This is a genomic window from Citrobacter sp. ABFQG (assembly GCF_004322975.1).
GTDB lineage: Bacteria > Pseudomonadota > Gammaproteobacteria > Enterobacterales > Enterobacteriaceae > Citrobacter > Citrobacter freundii.
Genome location: NZ_CP036435.1, coordinates 1,130,385 through 1,153,947, shown reverse-complemented (window position 1 = coordinate 1,153,947; position 23,563 = coordinate 1,130,385). Strand labels below are relative to the sequence as shown.

At 50.5% G+C, this 23,563-nt stretch carries 18 protein-coding genes; 13 read left to right on the top strand and 5 right to left on the bottom strand.

Annotated elements, in window-relative coordinates; all coding sequences use genetic code 11:
* Positions 1 to 263: 263 nt before the first annotated feature.
* From WN16_RS05625 to WN16_RS05605, 5 genes are all read left to right on the top strand, one after another.
* Entirely contained in the window at positions 264 to 1,895 is a 1,632-nt protein-coding gene (locus WN16_RS05625) for a sensor histidine kinase (RefSeq protein ID WP_003031877.1), read from the top strand.
* Positions 1,892 to 2,611 carry a two-component system response regulator DcuR gene (gene dcuR / locus WN16_RS05620; protein WP_003031875.1) on the top strand — a complete coding sequence of 240 codons (720 nt, stop codon included), beginning with the start codon at positions 1,892 to 1,894 and terminating at the stop codon, positions 2,609 to 2,611. The genes WN16_RS05625 and dcuR overlap by 4 nt, the downstream gene beginning before the upstream one ends.
* A gap of 715 nt (positions 2,612 to 3,326) precedes the next feature.
* Positions 3,327 to 4,667: an anaerobic C4-dicarboxylate transporter DcuB gene (dcuB, locus tag WN16_RS05615; RefSeq protein ID WP_003031873.1), complete on the top strand. Its 1,341-nt coding sequence runs from the start codon at positions 3,327 to 3,329 to the stop codon at positions 4,665 to 4,667.
* A gap of 96 nt (positions 4,668 to 4,763) precedes the next feature.
* Positions 4,764 to 6,410, top strand: a complete 1,647-nt coding sequence (fumA, locus tag WN16_RS05610) for a class I fumarate hydratase FumA (protein WP_003031871.1) — start codon at positions 4,764 to 4,766, stop codon at positions 6,408 to 6,410.
* A gap of 147 nt (positions 6,411 to 6,557) precedes the next feature.
* Positions 6,558 to 7,181, top strand: a complete 624-nt coding sequence (locus WN16_RS05605) for a DUF2238 domain-containing protein (protein ID WP_003031870.1) — start codon at positions 6,558 to 6,560, stop codon at positions 7,179 to 7,181.
* 20 nt (positions 7,182 to 7,201) lie between these two features.
* On the opposite strand, the gene WN16_RS05600 is transcribed toward WN16_RS05605, so the two are convergent.
* The 3 genes from WN16_RS05600 to melA form a co-directional block, all read right to left on the bottom strand.
* On the bottom strand, positions 7,202 to 7,456 hold the full coding sequence (locus tag WN16_RS05600; protein WP_003031867.1) for a SemiSWEET transporter: 255 nt from the start codon (positions 7,454 to 7,456) through the stop codon (positions 7,202 to 7,204).
* 2 nt (positions 7,457 to 7,458) lie between these two features.
* Positions 7,459 to 8,889, bottom strand: a complete 1,431-nt coding sequence (melB, locus tag WN16_RS05595; RefSeq protein WP_032948355.1) for a melibiose:sodium transporter MelB — start codon at positions 8,887 to 8,889, stop codon at positions 7,459 to 7,461.
* A 92-nt stretch (positions 8,890 to 8,981) separates the two neighbouring features.
* Entirely contained in the window at positions 8,982 to 10,337 is a 1,356-nt protein-coding gene (gene melA, locus WN16_RS05590) for an alpha-galactosidase (RefSeq protein WP_088169050.1), read from the bottom strand.
* A 269-nt stretch (positions 10,338 to 10,606) separates the two neighbouring features.
* Between melA and melR the strand changes: the two genes are divergently transcribed.
* The 7 genes from melR (at position 10,607) to pmrB (ending at position 20,122) form a co-directional block, all read left to right on the top strand.
* Positions 10,607 to 11,539 (top strand): transcriptional regulator MelR, encoded by a 933-nt coding sequence (gene melR / locus WN16_RS05585; RefSeq protein WP_003841146.1) that lies wholly within the window; start codon positions 10,607 to 10,609, stop codon positions 11,537 to 11,539.
* Between the two features lie 237 nt (positions 11,540 to 11,776).
* The gene (gene adiA, locus WN16_RS05580; protein WP_008321469.1) at positions 11,777 to 14,044 is read left to right on the top strand and encodes an arginine decarboxylase; all 2,268 of its coding nucleotides are present in this window, start codon (positions 11,777 to 11,779) and stop codon (positions 14,042 to 14,044) included.
* A 311-nt stretch (positions 14,045 to 14,355) separates the two neighbouring features.
* Positions 14,356 to 15,117 carry an AraC family transcriptional regulator gene (locus WN16_RS05575; protein WP_044702149.1) on the top strand — a complete coding sequence of 254 codons (762 nt, stop codon included), beginning with the start codon at positions 14,356 to 14,358 and terminating at the stop codon, positions 15,115 to 15,117.
* 127 nt (positions 15,118 to 15,244) lie between these two features.
* Entirely contained in the window at positions 15,245 to 16,582 is a 1,338-nt protein-coding gene (gene adiC, locus WN16_RS05570) for an arginine/agmatine antiporter (RefSeq protein WP_003031853.1), read from the top strand.
* A gap of 146 nt (positions 16,583 to 16,728) precedes the next feature.
* The gene (eptA, locus tag WN16_RS05565; protein ID WP_044702150.1) at positions 16,729 to 18,366 is read left to right on the top strand and encodes a phosphoethanolamine transferase EptA; all 1,638 of its coding nucleotides are present in this window, start codon (positions 16,729 to 16,731) and stop codon (positions 18,364 to 18,366) included.
* A 4-nt stretch (positions 18,367 to 18,370) separates the two neighbouring features.
* Positions 18,371 to 19,039 carry a two-component system response regulator PmrA gene (pmrA, locus tag WN16_RS05560; RefSeq protein WP_003031849.1) on the top strand — a complete coding sequence of 223 codons (669 nt, stop codon included), beginning with the start codon at positions 18,371 to 18,373 and terminating at the stop codon, positions 19,037 to 19,039.
* Positions 19,040 to 20,122 carry a two-component system sensor histidine kinase PmrB gene (gene pmrB, locus WN16_RS05555; RefSeq protein ID WP_003841135.1) on the top strand — a complete coding sequence of 361 codons (1,083 nt, stop codon included), beginning with the start codon at positions 19,040 to 19,042 and terminating at the stop codon, positions 20,120 to 20,122. It abuts the gene before it with no gap.
* Here pmrB and pmrR read toward each other — a convergent pair.
* Positions 20,116 to 20,205 carry an LpxT activity modulator PmrR gene (gene pmrR / locus WN16_RS05550; RefSeq protein ID WP_008321468.1) on the bottom strand — a complete coding sequence of 30 codons (90 nt, stop codon included), beginning with the start codon at positions 20,203 to 20,205 and terminating at the stop codon, positions 20,116 to 20,118. The two genes, pmrB and pmrR, sit on opposite strands and share 7 nt — an antisense overlap.
* A 157-nt stretch (positions 20,206 to 20,362) precedes the next feature.
* Positions 20,363 to 21,865: a glycine betaine/L-proline transporter ProP gene (gene proP / locus WN16_RS05545; protein ID WP_044702152.1), complete on the bottom strand. Its 1,503-nt coding sequence runs from the start codon at positions 21,863 to 21,865 to the stop codon at positions 20,363 to 20,365.
* A 699-nt stretch (positions 21,866 to 22,564) separates the two neighbouring features.
* On the opposite strand from proP, the gene kdgT reads away from it, so the two are divergent.
* Entirely contained in the window at positions 22,565 to 23,563 is a 999-nt protein-coding gene (gene kdgT / locus WN16_RS05540) for a 2-keto-3-deoxygluconate transporter (protein WP_003841132.1), read from the top strand.

Below are 23,563 nucleotides of genomic sequence, written 5' to 3'. Positions count from 1 at the left end.
AATGACTGACTGCTGCATTCCACAGCAAAACCCCGCCTTATACCCATTTACGCACAGAGTTATCCACAATCGTAAGCAAATTATCTGTCAGCGTCCCTGAAAAAGGAGAGAACCGGTATGAAAACTTCTATATAGAAAGAAATTCACTCTACGCTATATAAAGAAGAAGGGCTGACAACTTAAGCTCCACAATCCCTACCACCTTTGAATTACGCCCCCCATCAGGCGATAATACCCGCACAAACCGTGATTCCAGGACCGTGATGAGACACTCACTGCAACGTACTGCTATACGCAAACGCCCGATGAAGCTTGGCACCACCGTGATCCTCATGGTTAGTGCAGTTCTCTTCTCCGTGCTGCTTGTCGTTCATCTGATTTATTTCTCGCAAATTAGCAACATGACGCGCGATGCGTTAGCGAGTAAAGCGCTTGCCGTCGCGCGAACGTTGGCCAACTCTCCGGAGATCCGCCAGGGACTAATGAAAAAGCCCGAGGAAAGCGGTATTCAGGCGATTGCCCAGGCGGTGAATAAGAGCAACGATTTTTTGTTCATCGTCGTCACCGATATGCAAAGCATTCGTTACTCCCATCCCGAAGCACAGCGAATCGGCCAGCCATTTAAAGGCGATGACATTTTGCTGGCCCTGCAAGGTAAAGAGAATGTCGCCATTAATCGCGGGTTTCTGGCTAAAGCCCTGCGGGTATTCACCCCTATATATGACGAACATCACCAGCAAATTGGCGTGGTAGCGATCGGTCTTGAGCTAAGCAGAGTTGCTGAACAGATCAATAACAGCCGCGGCAGCATCATCTGGTCAATCTTATTTGGCGTGCTGGTTGGGCTGCTCGGCACATGGATATTCGTTAAGGTCCTCAAGCGCATTCTGTTTGGTCTGGAACCTTATGAAATCTCCAATCTGTTCGAACAACGCCAGGCAATGCTGCACTCTATAAAGGAAGGTGTCATTGCCGTTGACGAGTGCGGTGAAGTGACGCTGATTAACCAAGCTGCGCAGGAGCTGCTGGATTATCACAAATCACAAGATGATGCCCAGCTCTCCACGCTCAGCCATGCGTGGTCACAGGTGGTCGATTTTTCACAGGTACTACATGACGGAACGCCGCGCCGCGATGAAGAGATCATGGTGAAGGATCGGCTACTCTTAATTAACACGGTCCCGGTACTCAGCAACGGTAAAATCATCGGCGCCATTTCAACCTTCAGAGATAAGACTGAAGTCCGAAAGTTAATGCAACGCCTGGACGGTATGGTCAACTATGCCGATGCACTTCGTGAACGATCCCACGAATTCATGAATAAATTGCACGTGATTCTGGGATTATTGCATCTGAAAAGTTATAAGCAGCTTGAAAATTACATCCTAAAGACCGCGAACAATTATCAGGAAGAAATTGGCTCACTGTTAGGAAAAATAAAATCTCCGGTGATCGCAGGATTTTTACTCAGTAAGATTAATCGCACATCTGATTTAGGCCATAGCCTGGTCATCAGCAATGAAAGCCAGCTACCGGAAAATAACAACGAAGATCAGGTGGCGGTGCTGATTACCGTTCTGGGGAATCTGATTGAAAACGCCCTGGAGGCGCTAGGTCAAGAACCTGGTGGTGAGATCAGCGTATCCTTACATTATCGACACGGCTGGTTGCATTGCGAAGTGAATGACGATGGTCCGGGGATCGCCCCCGAAAACATTGAGCACATCTTTGAGAAGGGCGTTTCGTCAAAAGGAACCGAACGGGGCGTAGGTTTAGCGCTTGTTAAACAACAGGTTGAAAACGTTGGCGGCAATATATCCGTCGAGTCTGAACCTGGGATCTTCACCCAATTTTTTGTACAGTTACCGTGGAATGGTGAGAGGGCCAGCAGATGATCAATGTCTTAATTGTCGATGACGATGCAATGGTAGCGGAATTAAACCGTCGTTATGTCGCGCAACTCTCCGGTTTTCACTGCTGCGGTACAGCCTCCACGCTGGAGAAAGCAAAAGAGATAATCTTCCATAGCGGTCATCATATCGATCTGATTTTGCTAGATATTTATATGCAAAAAGAAAACGGTCTGGACCTGCTACCGGTTCTGCACAGTGAAGGTTGCAAGTGCGATGTCATCGTCATCTCTTCTGCAGCCGATGCCACCACCATTAAAGATTCACTTCACTACGGCGTCGTTGACTACTTGATCAAACCTTTCCAGGCGTCCCGGTTTGAAGAGGCGCTCACCGGCTGGCTACAGAAAAAAACTGAGATGGAAAAGCATCAGTACTATGAACAGTCTGAGCTTGACCAGTTGATTCACGGCAGCTCCTCCAATGAACAAGAAACGCGGCGCTTACCCAAAGGATTAACGCCACAAACGTTGCGCACGTTGTGCCAGTGGATTGATGAGCACCAGGATCAGGAGTTCTCCACGGATGAGCTGGCTAACGAGGTCAATATCTCGCGCGTCTCTTGCCGTAAATACCTTATCTGGCTCGTCAATTGTCACATCTTATTTACCAGCATCCATTATGGCGTGACCGGCAGACCTGTTTATCGTTATCGCGTGCAGGCTGAACACTATTCATTGCTTAAACAATATTGCCAATAAATACACTTGGGATTATTTGTTATTTGAAAGTAACAATTATTAAAATAATGAAAAATCCCTATTTCACCAACTGACACTGCAAAATTATAAATTTGCGTTAGATCAAATATATTTGTATCCGGCATGTTAAATGTATTATTTTAATATTGACAAATATCACACTGTTTTTAATTTCAAAATCGCTAACAAAAGTTAATTAAGTATTATCTAACTCGCAGAGTGTGTATTTTTACCCATAAAGGATTAGTCTGAAATTAACCAGACATACAAAATCTAGACTGGTAGCAATGGAGACCATGCTACGTACCATGGACACCGTACATTTTTGTGAGCAAATAAAAGTATCCGCACGCCGACTTCATCACATCATGAAATGGCGTGACCGTGATCACATAAATAACCCACTCACTCATTCTGTCGGTGGTTCATGTAATAGCGGAAAACGCAAAATAGATAAATTACAGCGTCAACCGCGGCTCTCCATGTTCAGCTCTGCTTCCCATCGCCTGAGGATTCTCTCCTCTGATCAAAGCCACAGAAAAAACCAAATATCGCCATAACTTTAAAAAAAATTCTAGCAAGACATTTGAACATTAATCGCAAATACGGACATATCGAATACTGACCATTTTTTGATGCTTATTCTGGCAAAAAAGAATGTGGCACAGATCCATTTTTCAAAAAATTGACTGGGTTTTTCGCGAGGGTAAATAAAATGTTATTTAGTATACAACTTCTCATAATATTAATATGTTTGTTTTATGGTGCCAGAAAGGGCGGTATCGCGTTGGGTTTATTAGGCGGTATCGGCCTGGTCATTCTGGTTTTCGTTTTCCATCTCCAGCCGGGTAAACCACCTGTAGATGTCATGCTGGTTATTATTGCCGTGGTGGCCGCATCGGCAACCTTACAAGCCTCCGGCGGTCTTGACGTTATGCTGCAAATCGCTGAAAAGCTGCTGCGCCGTAACCCAAAATATGTTTCCATCGTCGCACCTTTCGTTACCTGCACCCTGACGATTCTCTGCGGTACAGGGCACGTGGTATACACCATCCTGCCAATCATTTATGACGTTGCCATTAAGAACAATATTCGCCCGGAACGTCCGATGGCGGCGAGTTCCATCGGTGCGCAGATGGGTATTATCGCCAGCCCGGTTTCTGTAGCCGTTGTGTCACTGGTGGCAATGCTGGGTAACGTAACGTTTGAAGGCAAGCATCTCGAATTCCTCGACCTGCTCAGCATCACCATCCCGTCTACCCTGTTGGGTATCCTGGCGATCGGTATCTTCAGTTGGTTCCGTGGTAAAGATCTGGATAAAGATGAAGAGTTCCAGAAGTTCATTTCTGTACCTGAAAACCACAACTATGTGTATGGCGATACCGCCACGCTGTTAGACAAAAAGCTGCCGAAAAGCAACTGGCTGGCCATGTGGATCTTCCTTGCCGCTATCGCCGTTGTTGCCGTACTCGGCGCGTTCTCTGAGCTGCGCCCTACCTTTAGCGGCAAACCACTGTCAATGGTACTGGTTATCCAGATGTTCATGCTGCTGACGGGTGCGCTGATTATTATCCTGACGAAGACCAATCCCGCTTCAATATCTAAAAACGAAGTCTTCCGTTCCGGTATGATCGCGATTGTGGCGGTGTACGGTATTGCCTGGATGGCCGAAACAATGTTCGGCGCGCACATGACAGAAATCGAAGGTGTGCTGGGCAATATGGTGAAAGAGTATCCGTGGGCCTATGCAATTGTTCTGCTGCTGGTATCCAAATTTGTAAACTCCCAGGCAGCAGCGCTGGCAGCGATTGTTCCGGTCGCACTGGCAATCGGGGTTGATCCAGCGTACATCGTGGCTTCCGCTCCGGCATGTTACGGTTACTACATTCTGCCGACCTACCCGAGCGACCTGGCGGCTATTCAGTTTGACCGCTCTGGCACCACCCACATCGGCCGCTTCGTTATCAACCACAGCTTCATTCTGCCTGGTTTGATCGGCGTAAGCGTATCCTGTGTCTTTGGTTGGATCTTCGCCGCAATGTACGGTTTCCTGTAATCACAGTTCGCGTGCCGTCCGCGTTGGTACGGCACGCCACCATTAAGACACAGAGAATTTTAAAATTCCTGAGAAAAATGAAAAGGCTGGAAGCAAATGTCAAAAGTTGAATTCACTTACCAGGCGGCTTTCCCACTGGGGGAAGACAAAACTGAGTACTACCTGCTGACATCCGATCACGTCAGTGTCGGCGAGTTTGAAGGCGAAACAATCCTGAAAGTAGCTCCTGAAGCACTTACGCTACTGGCCCAACAAGCCTTCCACGATGCCTCCTTCATGCTCCGCCCAGAACACCAGCAGCAAGTCGCCTCAATTCTCCATGATCCCGAAGCCAGCGAAAACGATAAGTACGTGGCGCTGCAGTTCCTGAGAAACTCCGAAATCGCCGCCAAAGGCGTGTTGCCAACCTGCCAGGACACCGGTACGGCAATTATCATGGGTAAAAAAGGTCAGCGCGTTTGGACCGGCGGCGGCGATGAAGCGGCCCTCTCCAAAGGCGTATTTAATACCTATATTGAAGATAACCTGCGCTACTCGCAAAACGCGGCGCTGGATATGTACAAAGAAGTGAATACTGGCACCAACCTGCCCGCACAAATCGATCTGTACAGCGTGGACGGTGACGAATACAAATTCCTTTGCGTGGCCAAAGGCGGCGGCTCAGCCAACAAAACCTATCTGTATCAGGAAACCAAAGCGCTGCTGACCCCCGGCAAACTGAAAAACTTCCTGGTTGAGAAAATGCGCACGCTGGGTACTGCAGCTTGCCCGCCGTACCACATCGCATTCGTCATTGGCGGGACGTCAGCGGAAAGTACCCTTAAAACGGTGAAATTGGCCAGCACACACTACTATGACGCGCTGCCGACTGAAGGTAATGCTCACGGCCAGGCGTTCCGCGATCTGCAACTAGAACAGGAACTGCTGATCGAGGCACAGAAACTCGGCCTTGGCGCTCAGTTTGGCGGGAAATACTTCGCACATGATATCCGCGTGATCCGCCTGCCTCGCCACGGCGCATCCTGCCCAGTTGGTATGGGCGTTTCTTGCTCCGCAGACCGTAATATTAAAGCCAAGATTAACCGCGAAGGGATCTGGATTGAAAAACTGGAACATAACCCAGGTCAGTACATTCCGGAATCTCTGCGCCAGGCGGGTGAAGGTGAAGTGGTTAAAGTTGACCTTAACCGCCCGATGAAAGAGATCCTCGCTCAGCTCTCTCAGTACCCGGTTTCTACTCGTCTGTCACTGAGCGGTACTATCATTGTCGGTCGTGACATTGCCCACGCGAAGTTAAAAGAACGTATTGAGTCCGGCGAAGGTTTACCGCAGTACGTGAAAGATCATCCGATCTACTACGCGGGTCCGGCCAAAACGCCTGCTGGCTATCCGTCCGGTTCTTTAGGCCCAACCACCGCGGGTCGTATGGACTCCTACGTTGACCTGTTGCAGTCTCACGGCGGCAGCATGATCATGTTGGCGAAAGGTAACCGCAGTCAGCAAGTGACTGACGCCTGCCACAAACACGGCGGCTTCTACTTAGGCAGCATCGGTGGTCCGGCAGCGGTACTGGCGCAGCAGAGCATTAAGCATCTGGAATGCGTGGAATACCCGGAGCTGGGAATGGAAGCTATCTGGAAAATCGAAGTAGAAGATTTCCCTGCTTTCATCCTGGTCGATGACAAAGGCAACGATTTCTTCCAGCAAATCGTCAGCAAACAATGCGCTAACTGCGCGAAGTAACCCATTCGGCCCGGCACTGGACTGGCACTAAATTTTTGGCGTCAGTCCAGCGATCCCCCCGGGCCAACTTTATCCCCCCATTTACTGGTATTGAATTTTTGCCGTTCACAGGGAATAGTGACCTTTTCCATTACGTGTGAATTCGCAATGCTCCGCACTCTGAACCCCACAATCTTGCACACTGGCGCAGTGTTCCTGGCGCTGATCCTTATCTACACCGGTATCTCTGCCTCGGAGAAAATCACCTGGCTGATGGAAGTCACGCCGGTCATTATTGTCGTCCCGCTGTTGCTGGCTACCATGAAGCAGTACCCATTGACGCCGCTGCTTTATACGTTGATTTTCTTGCACGCCATCATTCTGATGGTAGGCGGGATGTATACCTACGCCAAAGTTCCCGTCGGTTTTCAGGTTCAGGAATGGCTGGATCTCAGTCGTAACCCCTATGACAAGTTGGGTCACTTCTTCCAGGGGCTGGTACCAGCCCTGACGGCAAGAGAGATTTTAGTGCGCGGCAATATTGTCCGTGGTCGTAAGATGCTGGCATTTTTAGTCTGCTGCGTAGCACTGGCGATTAGCGCAATGTATGAACTGATCGAGTGGTGGGCAGCGCTGGCAATGGGACAAGGTGCGGAAGACTTCCTTGGCACGCAGGGTGACCCGTGGGATACCCAGTCGGACATGTTCTGCGCCCTGCTCGGCGCGTTAACAACGATCCTCGCGTTGGCGGGCTGGCACAATCGGCAGTTGAAAACGGCCGGAGAGCGCTAACGCTTCTCCGGCAATCTGCGCTACCTACTGCGATACTTGATAACCAGAATCGGCAAGGCGAACAACAGTGTCAGAAAGTTCGCCATGCTGACAGCGGTATCTTCAATCAATAACCCATAAGCCAGCCACAACACCAGCCCGCACACAAACATCACATACATTAAACCGGAGATACCCTGGGTGTTGCGGGTGGTAATAACCTTAATCGCCTGCGGCAAAAAAGAGAGCGTCGTCAGCGTTGCCGCCAGATAGCCAATCCAGGAATGCCACTCCATAGCTAGGCCTTCACATCGCTGGCCACTACCACCGGAATCTCCGGAGTATTCGACTGTTTGACGGGCGACGGCACTTTTCGGTACTTATCCAGCAGGTGGATCTGAATCTTACGCAGCATATCGCCATTCAACCGGTAGTAACGGAAATAGAGCACCAGTGTCACAACGAAAAAAAGCGTGGGCAGCGCGATCATGATGAACTGCATGCCGAGGATGGTCTCAGCAGATTGCGTCGCATTCGGAACATAACCAATCAATCCCAGCACCACCGCAATAAAGAAAGCGGAAAACGCCGAGCCACCTTTGACCACCATTGTCTGCACGGCATAGGCAATACTCTCGCAGCGGACGTTAAACTTGTATTCACCGTAATCTACGGTGTCCGCCACCATAATCACCTGCAGTACCCAGAACAGCGCCGTACCAATGTTCAGAAGGATCCCTGCGGTAACAATCAGGAAAGTATTGTGGAATGCCCCCAGAGCCATAATCAGCAATACGCCTGCGCTGAGAACTGGCATAACCGAAGCGCCAGCCCACAGTACCCGGCGAGAAAGCGCCTTTGACAGACGGGGAAAGAGAATCAATGTCAGCAAGTTAGCTGCTCCGGCATAGGAGAGGTAGTATGGGAAAAGGTCAGCATCACCCACCACGTAGGTGAAGTAGTAAATCGCAAAACCTGTAATGATATTGGACGCCACGTTGTAAGCCAGCGCCATCCCCAGCAGGCAGGAAAGCTGATCGTTTTTGTAGATAAGCGCAAGGATTGATTTCAGCGTCAGCCGGGTGCTGTCTGCGGTAGCTTCGCTGTCAGAGGAATACACTTCATGCACATTGCGCAAGGTTACGAGGGTAGAAACAATAAAAAATGCGATCAGCACCAGCGTAAACATCTGAAAACCGAACCCGCGATCCGCGCCGCCAACATAGTTTACAAAGGGTAGCGTCACGCCCGCGGTGACAAACCCTGCAAGGCTGGCAAAAAAACGAGGGAACGGCACCAGTTGTTCACGTTCGCGTTTATCCAGCGTAATCGTGGGGACCAGCGACCAGAATGGAATATCCATAATGGTGTAGGTCATCCCCCACAATATGTACGTCACACAAACAAATACGACCTGCGCAGTACCCTCAAACAGATGTGCGCTAAAAAGCAAAAACAGCACCAACGAGTTCGCCAGCGTACCGAGTAAGATCCAGGGTTTAAATTTTCCCCAACGCGACCGGGTGGCATTCACTATCCACCCCATCACCGGATCGTTAAACGCGTTCCATATTTTTGCCACTAGGAACAAGGTTCCGACGACGCCCACCGATAATCCCACCACGTCGGTGTAGTAATACATCAGGTACATGTACACGATACCGATAGCGAAATCCTTACCGAACGCTCCAAATCCGTAACTGAGTTTTGTTGTCAGAGAGATGCTCATAGGGTATCGGGTCGCTGTTACCAGCGCCCGCCTTCTGTAAGAGGAAACGTCAGAGGTTAAACGCCGGATGCTCTGCCCGGCGTGATTGTGTATTAACGGTGCAGCCAGGCCGGCAGCCAGTCGCCGTGAGACGCGATCAGGTCGTCCACCAGCGCATAAATCTCTTCAATCCCCAGTACCGCGGCGGTATGCGGATCCATCATCGCCGCGTGATAAACACGATCGCGGTTCTCCGTCAGGATGGCTTCCGTTAGCAGAGTCTGAACATTGATATTGGTTTGCATCATAGCCGCCAAATGTGACGGGAGAGCTCCGACTTTCGTTGGCTGAATACCATTCGCATCAACCAGACAAGCGACTTCAACACAGCAACCTTGCGGCAGGTTATCGATCAGATTGTCATTGCGAACGTTGCCATACACGACGCTCGGTTCACCGGTCCAGATAGCGTTCATGATAGTGCTGGCATATTCGCGCGACGGTTTAATGTCGATCCGCTCAGCCGTTTTGTACTCTTCCAGCTCTTTTTTCCAGTTCGCCAACTGTTCCACACAACGTTTTGGATATTCATCCAATGGCACCTTATAGCGCTCAATCAGATCTTCACGCCCCGGTTTGATAAACCACGGCGTATATTCGGCGAAGTGCTCCGACGATTCGGTGACGAAGTACCCCAGTTTTTTGAACATTTCATAGCGCACAATGTTCTGGCAACGGGTATTTCCGTGAATATTCGGTTTCGGCGCCTGACCGGATTCATAGGCCGCCAGCAGCTCCGGGTAGAGATTCACATAGGCGCCGTCCGCCGTTTTGCGCTCCAGCTCCAGATAAAATGCCATATGGTTGATCCCGGCACTGCGATAGCGCAAAGAGGCAGGGTCAATGTTCAGATCGCGGGCCAACTCCTCCGCCGTCCCCTGCACCGAATGACACAGCCCAACCTGCTTAATATGCGGATAGCGCACATACATTGCCCAGATGTTCATCGCCATCGGGTTAACGTAGTTAAGCATGGTGGCCTGCGGACAGACTTCGGTCATATCCTCACAAATCTGCCATAAATGCGGAATGGTGCGCAGCGCGCGCATAATGCCGCCCGGCCCCAGCGTGTCGGCAATCGTCTGCTCCAGACCATGGCGTTTACACACCGTAAAATCGGTGACGGTACAGGGTTCATAGCCGCCGATCTGGAAAGCGACCACCACAAAATCAGCATCCTGTAATGCTGCTTTTTGATCGGTATAGCAGGTGATTCGTCCAGACGCGCCCGCAGAATCCATCAACTTGCGCACAACAACGTGTGACTCTTCCAGACGCGTAGGATCGAGATCCATCAAGGCGATATGCGCAGATTTAAGCGCATCGCGGTGAAAGACGTCCCCAAGAATATTTTTGACGAAAATCGTGGAACCGGCGCCGATAAAGGTAATTTTGGGTGCAGACATCATGACTCTCCAGAACATTAGTGAACACAGTCATGGTGGCACAGCGTATAGCTGAAAACTTCCGACTTCTCTGCTGAGCATTCCCATAAACTCAGATCATCACTCTGCACCCTATTGGATCTGAGTTTATGGGACAAAATTACCCAAAAAGCAGAGTATGTGGCCGCAAAATGTCGCTATGCTCAATGGTAACGGTCCAATTTGTGTCCTGATTCTCAGCCTTAATACGTGTTAAATGACATGATTCTGATAATTCAGGAAATGGAGCAACCATGAGTACATTACCGACATCGCCTCTTCCTCCCGATCCGCACATGTGCAGTAGCGATGAAGAACAAACCCGCAGCCCGCTATCGCTGTACTCAGAATATCAACGGATGGATATCGAGTTGCGCTCACCGCATGCTATGCCAGCCAGCCACTGGCATGGGCAGGTGGAGATCAATGTGCCGTTTGATGGTGACGTCGAGTACCTTATCAACAACGAAGTCGTACAGATAAAACAGGGACACATCACGCTATTCTGGGCCTGCACACCGCATCAACTCACGCGTCCGGGCAGTTGCCAAAGTATGGCTATCTTCAATTTACCGATGCACCTTTTCCTCTCCTGGCCGCTGGATCGCGAGTTGATCAACCATGTTACCCATGGAATGGTCATCAAATCGCTGGCGTCGCAGCAGTTGAGCACCTTTGAAGTTCAGCGCTGGCAACAGGAACTGAACAACCCGAACGAACAAATTCGCCAGCTCGCCATTGATGAAATTGGTCTGATGCTCAAGCGGTTTAGCCTTTCCGGCTGGCAGCCTATACTCGTCAATAAAACCTCGCGGACCCACAAAAACAGCGTGTCGCGGCACGCCCAGTTTTACGTCAGCCAAATGCTGAGCTTTATTGCCGATAACTACGATCAGGCGCTCACCATCAACGACGTCGCGGAACACGTGAAGCTCAACGCCAACTACGCGATGGGGATTTTCCAACGCGTGATGCAACTCACCCTGAAGCAGTACATCACGGCAATGCGGATCAATCACGTCCGCGCATTGCTTAGCGATACCGATAAAACCATTCTCGACGTTGCGTTGACCGCCGGATTCCGTTCCAGCAGCCGTTTTTATGACACCTTCAGCAAGTTTGTCGGCATGTCGCCACAGCAGTACCGCAAACTAAGCCAGCAGCATCGGCAAACAATGGCTGGTTGATATCATTCGGCCATATCAGTATCAGCCAAAAAAATATTCCCCCTGTCGATAAACGGTGGTGAAAAACCGCCAACAAGCAAACGTAACCATATGTTTAAAAACAAATTAAACATAAATCAGACTATTTTTCACCCGCTTTACAGCCCGTTTTGACAGGATAATACTTGCCTGCGTCACATTCATACGGTGTGTCTGCAATTCATAGATTGCAACCTTTCCACAACCGGGTAAAAGATGATGAAAGTATTAATTGTTGAAAGTGAGTTTCTGCATCAGGACACCTGGGTCGGTAGCGCTGTCGAACGTCTGGCTGACGCATTAAGCCGCCAAAATGTTACCGTCATTAAGTCCACCTCATTCGACGATGGCTACGCAATCCTCGCCGCCAATGAAGCCATTGATTGCCTGATGTTCAGCTATCAAATGGAACAACAAGACGAACACCTGAACGTCAGGCAATTGATCGGCAAGCTCCACGAGCGCCAGCAAAACGTTCCCGTATTCCTGCTGGGCGATCGCGAAAAAGCCACCGCATCGCTGGATCGCGACCTGCTGGAGCTTGTCGATGAATTCGCCTGGATTCTGGAGGACAGCGCTGACTTTATCGCTGGCCGTGCCATCGCAGCGATGACTCGCTATCGTCAGCAGTTGTTACCACCGCTGTTCAACGCCCTGATGAAATACAGCAATGTCCATGAGTATTCCTGGGCTGCACCGGGTCACCAGGGCGGTGTCGGTTTCACCAAAACACCTGCCGGTCGACTGTACCATGACTACTACGGTGAGAATCTCTTCCGTACCGACATGGGGATTGAACGTACCAATCTCGGTTCTTTACTCGACCATACAGGCGCATTTGGGGAAAGTGAAAAAAATGCTGCCCGCGTGTTCGGTGCCGACCGTTCCTGGTCCGTAGTGGTCGGCACTTCCGGCTCTAACCGCACCATCATGCAGGCCTGTATGACCGACAACGACGTCGTGGTGCTGGATCGTAACTGCCATAAATCCATCGAACAGGGGCTGATCCTCACCGGGGCAAAACCGGTGTACATGGTGCCAAGCCGCAACCGGTACGGCATTATCGGGCCTATCTACCCGCAGGAAATGCAGCCTGAAACTTTACAGAAAAAAATCAGCGAAAGCCCACTGACCAAAGGCAAAGCTGGGCAAAAACCGTCTTACAGCGTTGTGACCAACTGTACCTACGACGGTGTTTGCTACAACGCCAAAGAGGCACAGGATCTGCTCGCACAAACCAGCGATCGCATCCACTTCGATGAAGCCTGGTACGGCTATGCTCGCTTCAACCCAATTTATGCCGATCACTACGCCATGCGTGGCGCGCCGGGCGATCATAACGGTCCTACCGTTTTTGCCACCCACTCGACCCACAAACTGCTGAATGCGCTCTCTCAGGCATCTTACATTCACGTTCGTGAAGGTCGTGGGGCTGTGAACTTCTCCCGCTTTAACCAGGCGTACATGATGCACGCCACCACCTCTCCGCTGTATGCTATCTGCGCCTCAAACGACGTGGCGGTCTCCATGATGGACGGTAACAGCGGCCTGTCGCTCACTCAGGAAGTGATCGACGAAGCAGTCGATTTCCGTCAGGCCATGGCACGGTTGTACAAAGAGTTCACCGCCGAAGGCGACTGGTTCTTCAAACCGTGGAACAAAGAAGTGGTAACCGATCCGCAGACCGGTAAAACCTATGACTTTGCCGACGCGCCAGCCACATTGCTGGCAACCGATCAGAACTGCTGGGTGATGCGTCCTGGTGAATCCTGGCACGGCTTTAAAGACCTGCCGGATAACTGGAGCATGCTGGACCCGATCAAAGTCAGCATTCTGGCGCCGGGGATGGGCGACGATGGCGAACTGGAAGAGAACGGCGTACCGGCTGCACTGGTTACCGCCTGGCTTGGCCGCCACGGCATCGTGCCGACCCGAACCACCGATTTCCAGATTATGTTCCTGTTCTCCATGGGGATTACCCGCGGGAAATGGGGCACACTGATCAACACGCTGTGCTCTTTCAAACACCATTACGATGCCAATACCCCGCTGGCACAGGTGATGCCAGAACTGGTTGAGGAACATCCTGACACTTATGCCAACATGGGTATTCACGATCTGGGCGACACCATGTTCGCCTGGCTGAAAGAAAACAACCCAGGCAGCCGTCTCAATGCAGCCTACTCCGGTCTGCCGGATGCGGATATTACTCCGCGTGACGCTTACAACGCGATAGTCAGTGACAACGTTGAGATGGTGGCGATTGAAAATCTGGCGGGACGTATTGCGGCAAACTCCGTGATCCCTTACCCACCGGGAATTCCGATGCTGCTGTCCGGTGAAAACTTTGGCGATGCCAACAGCCCGCAAATTGGGTACCTGCGTTCGTTGCAGTCCTGGGACCACCACTTCCCTGGATTTGAACATGAAACCGAAGGAACGGAAATTATTGACGGTGTTTATCACGTTATGTGCGTGAAAGCATAAGGTCTCTTTTTAGATAGTCCGATGTTTAAGGTAGACATGTCATTCTTGAGTAATTCCTGAGTATTGCTGCAAAACAATAACACTGTCATACCTTTTTGCGCGGGACCACCCCGCGCTTTTTTTATACGCAAATAGCATCTTTCCAGTTGCGTAAAAAAATCTGTACATAAGAAAAATCCCACCAAACATTGTAATTAATTTCAGACACGTTATTTTATTGCGGTCCTGGTTTCATCATACAATTTCAATTTAGCCGATTTGGCTCATCTGATGTTGAGCTACGGTGTTTTTTCATATTCCTGGAGTTGGGTATGAAGCTTTGCAGCAAAGAAGCTTGTGTTGTTGTATTAACGGAGAAGGATGTTTGGTTAAGGATTAACGGTAAAGACGCCATCAGTTTAAAAGCTAATCATATGGCACTGGTGGCATGCGATAATAATATTATCGATTTTTCATCACTTAATAACGCATTGGTTGTACATATTAGCCGCGATATCATTAAAGACTATCTGCGCTTTTTAAATAAAGACCTTTCACAGATCCCACTCTGGCAACGCAGTGCCAGCCCAGTGATGACCTCAGCGTGTCTGACGCCGGATGTCTTCAGGGTGGCTGCCCAACATAGCGTAATGGACACAGTGAACGAAGCTGAAAGAGAGCGTACGCGCTCGCTACTGTTCACGGTGTTATCACGCTTTCTCGACAGCAAAAAGTTTATCTCTTTGCTCATGTATATGCTGCGCAACTGTATCAGCGACAGCGTTTATCACATAATTGAGAGCGATATACATAAAGACTGGAATTTAAGCATGGTTGCCAGTTGCTTATGCCTGAGTCCTAGTTTGTTAAAGAAAAAGCTCAAAAGTGAAAATACAAGTTACAGCCAAATAATTACCACCTGTCGCATGCGATATGCCGTCAATCAATTACTGATGGACGGCAAAAACATTTCCCAGGTCTCTCAACTGTGTGGATATAACAGTACCTCATACTTTATCTCCGTATTCAAAGAGTTCTATGGGATGACACCTCTGCATTATGTTAGTCAACATAGGGAGCCATCCGCCGCCTGATTTTTAATCAGTTAGCGATAAGCCATAATAATATCAGCATTAGCGATACCCCAGCTCCGTCATCATTAAACAGACTTTTGACGAGGTATGATAAGGCGTCATTTATCCTTATCAGGAGTTAGAAAATATGTCGACGGATGCTGATGCTCACAAAGTGGGCTTAATCCCCGTCACCCTTATGGTGTCGGGGAATATTATGGGTTCCGGTGTATTCCTGCTACCCGCAAACCTTGCGTCAACTGGCGGGATTGCAATCTACGGATGGTTGGTCACGATTATCGGTGCTCTGGCACTGTCGATGGTGTACGCCAAAATGTCGTCCTTAGACTCCAGTCCCGGTGGTTCTTATGCTTACGCCCGCCGCTGCTTCGGTCCTTTTTTGGGCTACCAGACCAACGTACTGTACTGGCTGGCCTGCTGGATTGGTAACATCGCCATGGTGGTCATTGGCGTCGGTTACCTGAGCTACTTCTTCCCCATCTTAAAAGATCCGCTGGTCCTGACGCTGACCTGTGTCGTCGTGCTGTGGATCTTCGTATTACTGAACATTGTCGGACCGAAAATGATCACCCGCGTGCAGGCCGTCGCAACGGTACTGGCGCTGGTACCAATTGTCGGGATTGCCGTCTTCGGCTGGTTCTGGTTCCGCGGTGAAACCTATATGGCGGCCTGGAACGTCAGCGGCATGAACACCTTCGGCGCGATTCAAAGCACTCTGAATGTTACCTTATGGTCATTTATCGGGGTAGAAAGCGCCTCCGTCGCGGCTGGCGTGGTTAAAAACCCCAAACGTAACGTACCTATCGCCACCATGGGCGGCGTGCTGATTGCCGCTGTTTGCTACGTGCTCTCCACCACCGCGATCATGGGTATGATCCCTAACGCGGCGCTACGTGTTTCAGCCTCTCCGTTCGGTGATGCCGCACGCATGGCGCTGGGTGACACCGCAGGGGCAATTGTCTCCTTCTGTGCTGCGGCCGGGTGTCTTGGTTCTCTGGGCGGCTGGACGCTGCTTGCCGGGCAAACCGCCAAAGCCGCAGCCGATGACGGCCTGTTCCCACCGATTTTTGCCCGCGTGAACAAAGCCGGTACGCCAGTGGCCGGGTTAATTATCGTCGGCATTCTGATGACCATCTTCCAGTTCAGCAGCATGTCGCCGAACGCAGCGAAAGAGTTTGGTCTGGTCTCTTCGGTCTCCGTTATCTTCACCCTGGTGCCGTATCTGTACACCTGCGCCGCGCTGCTGCTGCTCGGCCATGGTCACTTTGGTAAAGCACGCCCGATGTACTTACTGGTGACCTTTATCGCCTTTGTCTACTGCATCTGGGCGGTTGTCGGTTCCGGAGCCAAAGAAGTGATGTGGTCGTTCGTCACGTTGATGATCATCACCGCGCTGTACGCACTGAACTACAACCGGATCCATAAAAACCCGTATCCACTGGATGCCCCGGTAAACAATAACTAACACCAACAATCGTCGTGGCCCGATGGCGTAAGTTCATCGGGCCAACGTTCTCCCACCGCTCTTCGAAAAATCAACATTAAGAACTTAAGGTTGGCTTAATTTTACTTTGAGAGGATTTGCGCCACATAGTCGATGGAACCCCCTTAATGTTAAAGCTCTTGTTTAAAAGGCCCACTCTCGGGCTAATCAGCTGGCTTCTGCTGATTTCATTTTATCTTGCGACCTTCCTGAACATTGCGTTCTATAAACAAGTGCTGCAAGACCTGCCTCTGGACTCTGTGCGTAACGTGCTGGTGTTTTTATCAATGCCGGTGGTCGCGTTCAGCGTCATGAACATTGTGCTGACACTGGCCTCATTCCTGTGGCTTAATCGCCTGGTGGCGTGCATTTTCATTCTGGTTGGCGCATCGGCCCAATATTTCATCATGACCTACGGCATCATCATCGACCGCTCAATGATCGCCAATATGATGGACACCACCCCCGCCGAAACCTTTGCTTTGCTGACGCCACAACTGCTCATCACGCTCGGGGTGAGCGGCATTCTGACCGCACTTATTGCCTGCTGGGTAAAAATCAAACCGATCACGTCTGTCATGCGCAGCATACTGTTTCGTGGCGCGAACATTCTGATCTCCGCACTGCTGATCGTGCTGGTCGCTGCGTTCTTCTATAAAGATTACGCTTCACTGTTTCGCAACAACAAAGAACTGGTGAAATCCCTCAGTCCATCCAACAGCATTGTGGCGACGTCATCCTGGTATTCACACCAGAGGCTGGCCCACCTGCCGCTGGTACGCATTGGCGAAGATGCACACCGCAATCCGTTGATGGTGAAAGAAAAGCGTAAGAACCTGACGATTGTGGTTCTCGGCGAGACTTCACGTGGCGATAACTTCTCGCTGTCAGGCTATTCGCGCCAGACCAACCCGCTGCTGGAAAAAGATAATGTGGTCTATTTCCCCCGCACAACGTCCTGCGGAACGGCAACGGCAGTATCAGTACCCTGCATGTTCTCGGATATGCCACGCGCGCACTACGACGAAGAACTGGCGCAGCATCAGGAAGGCGTGCTCGACATTATTCAACGGGCGGGAATTAACGTTCTGTGGAACGATAACGACGGCGGCTGCAAAGGGGCTTGTGACCGGGTTCCACACCAGAATATGACTAAGCTGAACCTGCCGGGGCAGTGTATTGACGGTGAATGCTACGATGAAGTCCTGTTCCACGGGCTGGAAGAGTACATTAATAACCTGAAAGGCGACGGCGTGATTGTGTTGCATACCATCGGCAGCCACGGTCCGACCTATTACAACCGCTATCCTGCGCAGTTTAAGAAATTTACGCCAACCTGCGATACCAACGAAATCCAGACCTGTTCACAGCAACAGTTGGTCAATACTTACGACAACACTATTCTTTACGTTGACTATATTGTTGATAAAGCAATCAATATACTGAAAGAGCACCAGGATAATTTCACCACCAGCCTGGTCTATCTTTCCGATCACGGCGAATCCTTAGGGGAAAATGGCGTCTATTTGCACGGCCTGCCGTATTCGATTGCACCTGATACGCAAAAACATGTGCCGATGCTGCTGTGGCTCTCCGAGGATTATCAGCAACGCTATCAGGTCTCTCAGACATGTTTGCAAAAACGGGCAAGCTCAGAAGATTTCTCACAGGATAATCTCTTCTCAACCCTGCTGGGATTAACGGGCGTACAAACACAGAAATATCAGGCGGCGGATGATATTCTGCAACCCTGCCGGGGAGGCTAAACGAATGAAAATCCTGATTGTTGAAGATGATACGTTGTTATTACAGGGACTGATACTCGCCGCGCAAACAGAAGGCTACGCCTGCGACGGCGTATCCACGGCCCGCGCAGCGGAGCAGTGTCTGGAGAGCGGACATTACAGTCTGGTGGTCCTCGACCTGGGCTTACCGGATGAAGACGGCCTGCACTTTCTGAACAGAATCAGACAGAAAAAATACACCGTGCCGGTACTTATCCTCACCGCCCGCGACACGGTGAAAGACCGTGTCAGCGGACTGGACGTGGGTGCTGATGACTATCTGGTCAAACCGTTCGCACTGGAAGAACTGCACGCCCGCATCCGGGCGCTGCTGCGTCGGCATAACAATCAGGGTGAAAGTGAACTCATTGTCAGCAACCTGACGCTGAATATCGGTCGGCGCCAGGTGTGGATGGACGGGCAAGAGGTTATCTTAACGCCGAAAGAATACGCACTCCTGTCACGCCTTATGCTCAAAGCGGGCAGCCCAGTACACCGGGAAATTTTGTATAACGACATCTACAGCTGGGATAACGAACCGTCGACCAATACGCTGGAAGTGCACATTCACAATCTGCGCGACAAAGTCGGAAAATCTCGCATCCGCACGGTCAGGGGATTTGGCTATATGCTGGTTGCCACTGAGGAAAGCTAAGTGAAGCTGCTGCAATATCTAAAACAACCGCTCCCGCTTCGTCATCGCCTGATGCTGACGATTGGTCTTATTCTGCTGGTCTTTCAGCTGATTAGCACTTTCTGGTTGTGGCATGAAAGTACCGAGCAAATACAGTTATTCGAACAGGCATTGCGCGAAAATCGCAACAACGATCGCCACATCATGCATGAGATCCGCGAGGCCATCGCCAGTCTGATCGTCCCCGGCATCTTTATGGTCAGCCTGGCGCTGCTGATTTGCTACCAGGCAGTGCGACGTATTACTCGTCCGCTGGCAGATCTGCAAAAAGAGCTGGAGGCGCGGGCAGCCGATAACCTGACCCCGATTGAAATTCACAGCTCAACCATTGAGATCCAGGCGGTTGTCTCCGCGCTCAACGACCTGGTAACGCGGCTAACCAGCACGATTGAAAACGAACGCTTATTTACCGCCGATGTCGCTCACGAACTGCGCACACCGCTGTCAGGCGTGCGCCTGCATCTGGAATTATTATCCAAAACCCATAAGGTCGACGTTTCGCCGCTAATTGCCCGGCTAGATCAAATGATGGACAGCGTATCGCAACTGCTGCAACTCGCCCGCGTCGGACAGTCGTTTTCGGCCGGGAGCTACCAGCATGTCAAGCTGCTGGAGGATGTTATTCTGCCCTCCTACGATGAACTCAGCACCATGCTGGACCAACGTAAACAGACGCTGCTCCTGCCACAAAGCGCGGCGGACGTTGTCGTGCCTGGTGATGTTACGCTGTTGCGGATGCTACTACGAAATCTGGTGGAAAACGCGCATCGTTACAGCCCGGAAGGCACCCATATTACGATTAGCCTGAACACAGAGCATGATGCCGTCCTTGCCGTTGAAGATGAAGGGCCGGGCATTGATGAAAGTAAATGCGGGGAGTTGAGTAAAGCGTTTGTGCGTATGGACAGCCGCTTTGGCGGAATTGGACTGGGGCTGAGCATTGTCAGTCGCATCACCCAGTTACATCAAGGGCATTTCTATTTGCAAAATCGCCAGGGAGCCAACGGCACTCGCGCATGGGTGGAATTGGCGAAAATTCAGTAAGAGCTCACCCATACATACAAAAAGCTGCTGACGATCAGCAAACTGCACACGGTGGTCAAACTTTCATAAATACGGGTTTTCATGACACTCTCCTCCGAAACTATGGAGGAGAGTTTGCCTGAAGGATATTAAGCCAACCTTAAGGCCACGCGCCGGATGGCGGCAGACGCCTTATCCGGCCTACAAAGTACAATGCTACCCGTAGGCCTAAAATCTGCGTGCCATCAGGCAATGACACGATTACTCATCAATACGCGGATGCTGCTGCACCAGACGCGTGCGCTTAACCTGTAGTTCAGCAATTTCCTGATCGATATCTTCGATTTTCTGTTCAATGTTATCGTAGTGTTCGCCGAGGATCTCTTTCGCTTCCTGAATATCCGAAGCGGCAGGCGTGGCCCCTTTCAGCGGCTGATTGGCGGTCTCTTTCATGGTCACGCCGGTAATTAAACCAACCACCGCAATCACCATCAGATAATAAGCAGGCATCATCAGATTCTGCGAGCTTTCCACCAGCCATGCGGCCAATGTCGGAGTCAAACCAGCAATCAATACCGAGATATTAAACGCGGCGGCCAGTGCACTGTAGCGAATATGCGTCGGGAACATCGCCGGTAACGTTGACGCCATCACCCCGGTAAAGCAGTTGAGGATCACCGCCAACATCAGCAACCCGGCGAAAATCAGACCGATAACATTACTGTTAATCAGGATAAATGCCGGAATCGCCAGCACAAACAGCGCAATACTGCCCATGATCACAAACGGACGGCGCCCGAAGCGGTCGCTGAGCAACCCCATAATCGGCTGCACAAACAGCATACCAATCATGATGGCGATAATAATCAACACACCGTGGTCTTCGGAGTAATGCAGGTTATGCGACAGGTAGCTCGGCATATAGGTGAGCAGCATGTAGTAGGTGACGTTGGTAGCAATCACCAGACCAACACATGCCAACAAGCTGCGCCAGTGCTTAGTCGCAATCTCTTTAAACGAAACCTTCGGACCTTCCTGTAGACCCTGACGATCGCCCTGCTCCAGTTTATCCACGTGCTGCTGGAACGCCGGCGTCTCTTCCAGCGCATGACGCAGGTACAGACCAATCAGCCCTAACGGTAGCGCCAGGAAGAACGGAATACGCCAGCCCCAGTCAAGGAAATTTTCCTCGCCGACGACGGTTGAAATCAGAACCACCACGCCCGCACCCAGCACAAACCCGGCAATCGAGCCGAAGTCCAGCCAACTGCCCATAAATCCACGCTTACGGTCCGGCGAATATTCCGCGACAAAAATCGACGCCCCGGTGTACTCTCCGCCGACCGAGAATCCCTGTGCCATCTTACACAGCAGCAGCAGAATCGGCGCCCAGATACCAATTGAGGCATACGAGGGAATAAGACCGATACAGAAGGTACTTATCGACATAATCACAATGGTGATAGCCAGTATCTTCTGACGACCGTATTTATCGCCGAGCATACCGAAGAACAATCCGCCAAGCGGTCGAATCAGAAAGGGAACAGAGAAGGTAGCGAGTGCAGCAACCATCTGCACGCTGGGGTCAGCCCCCGGGAAGAACACTTTACCTAATGCGTAAGCAACAAATCCATAAACACCAAAATCGAACCATTCCATCGCATTACCTAACGACGCTGCGGTAATGGCTTTTCGCAATTTACCGTCATCAATGATGGTAACGTCGCGCAGCGTTATCGGTTTTATTTTTTTCCTTTTTAGCATACTCGTCCTCATAGACTTAGCCCTGTCACGCTCCAGTTCGAGTCCCCCAACGCCCATGCGTCAAGGTCATCACCGAGCGGGGAACGCACAGGCGCATTCCCTGTAACAAGCGTAGCAGGTTTACTTACACTGACGAGAAACGCACAGTACAACCGAACCTGTTGACGCCTGATTGGGCGGTTAATGACCTCTTTACCCTAACAGCGTTTAAATTTGTGATCAACTTCACATATAGTTTTTCATTTCGTCAACATGCGTAAATTAGGTCATTCTTAGTCATCTTTTTTACATGTAACGCTTGTGATTTACTGACAATTAAATACAAGAATAAATCGCTTTATTGCACCAACAATCACAGCGGTCATTATTATTCTGCTAGCAAAAAAAACACCTAATCCCTTCACAAAAAGATCACAGCTTTTTTAATAATCAGAGCGACCGGGAACTTTTGCTCGGAATATGTGATGAAGATAACTAAAACATCGTTTTATTTTGATTGAATCAACGTTCCCATGAATGCAAACTAATTCCAGACGCAATATCCCTGGGAGCAGCAACACGCTCAACGTATGCCGCGTTAGATTTTATAAAACAAAGAGATAGCGATTTTCTTTGTTAAGAGAAACCAGTAACCATTTGAATTTATTAATTTTTACCCTCTTGCGCTAGTGTTAGCGGCGACAAGACATGAGGACGTTTATGAAAATTAAAGCCACGATTGAACGCATCCCCGGCGGAATGATGTTGATTCCTCTGTTATTAGGCGCAGTGTTAAATACGTTAGCTCCGGATACCGGTGCGTATTTCGGTTCGTTTACCAAAGGAATGATCAGCGGAACGGTACCGATTCTGGCAGTGTGGTTTTTTTGTATCGGCGCATCTATTGATTTACGGGCAACCGGCACGGTATTACGCAAGTCCGGTACGCTGGTAATAACCAAAATAGCCGTGGCGTGGGTAGTGGCAATGATTGCGGCTTCATTTATTCCTGATACCGGTATTCAAACCGGGTTCTTTGCAGGCCTCTCAGTTTTGGCAATTGTCTCCGCAATGGACATGACCAACGGTGGTTTGTACGCCAGCCTGATGAACCAGTACGGCACCAAAGAAGAGTCCGGCGCATTTGTGTTGATGTCTCTGGAATCCGGCCCGTTGATGACCATGGTCATCCTCGGCTCCGCGGGTCTGGCCTCCTTCGAGCCACACCATTTTATCGGCGCGGTATTACCGTTCCTGATTGGCTTTACATTAGGCAACCTGGATCATGACCTGCGTTCTTTCTTCAGCAAAGCCACACCGGTGCTGATCCCGTTCTTCGGCTTCGCATTGGGTAACACCATTAACCTGAGCGTAATCGTTGATACCGGTCTGCTGGGTATCTTGCTGGGTGTCGCGGTTATCGTCATCACCGGTATCCCGCTGATTATTGCAGACCGTGTTATTGGTGGCGGGAACGGTACGGCAGGCGTGGCAGCCTCTTCAGCAGCAGGCGCTGCGGTGGCAAACCCGGTGATTATCGCCCAGATTAACCCGGCGTTCGAACCGGTTGCCGCATCCGCTACGGCGCTGGTTGCCGCCAGCGTAATTGTCACCGCCATTCTGGTGCCGATTATCACCGCGCTGTACGCCAAACGTTTTAATAAAAACCTGGTCGCCAACGAGACGGTGGCCACCCCGGCAGACTCTCTGCACCACTAA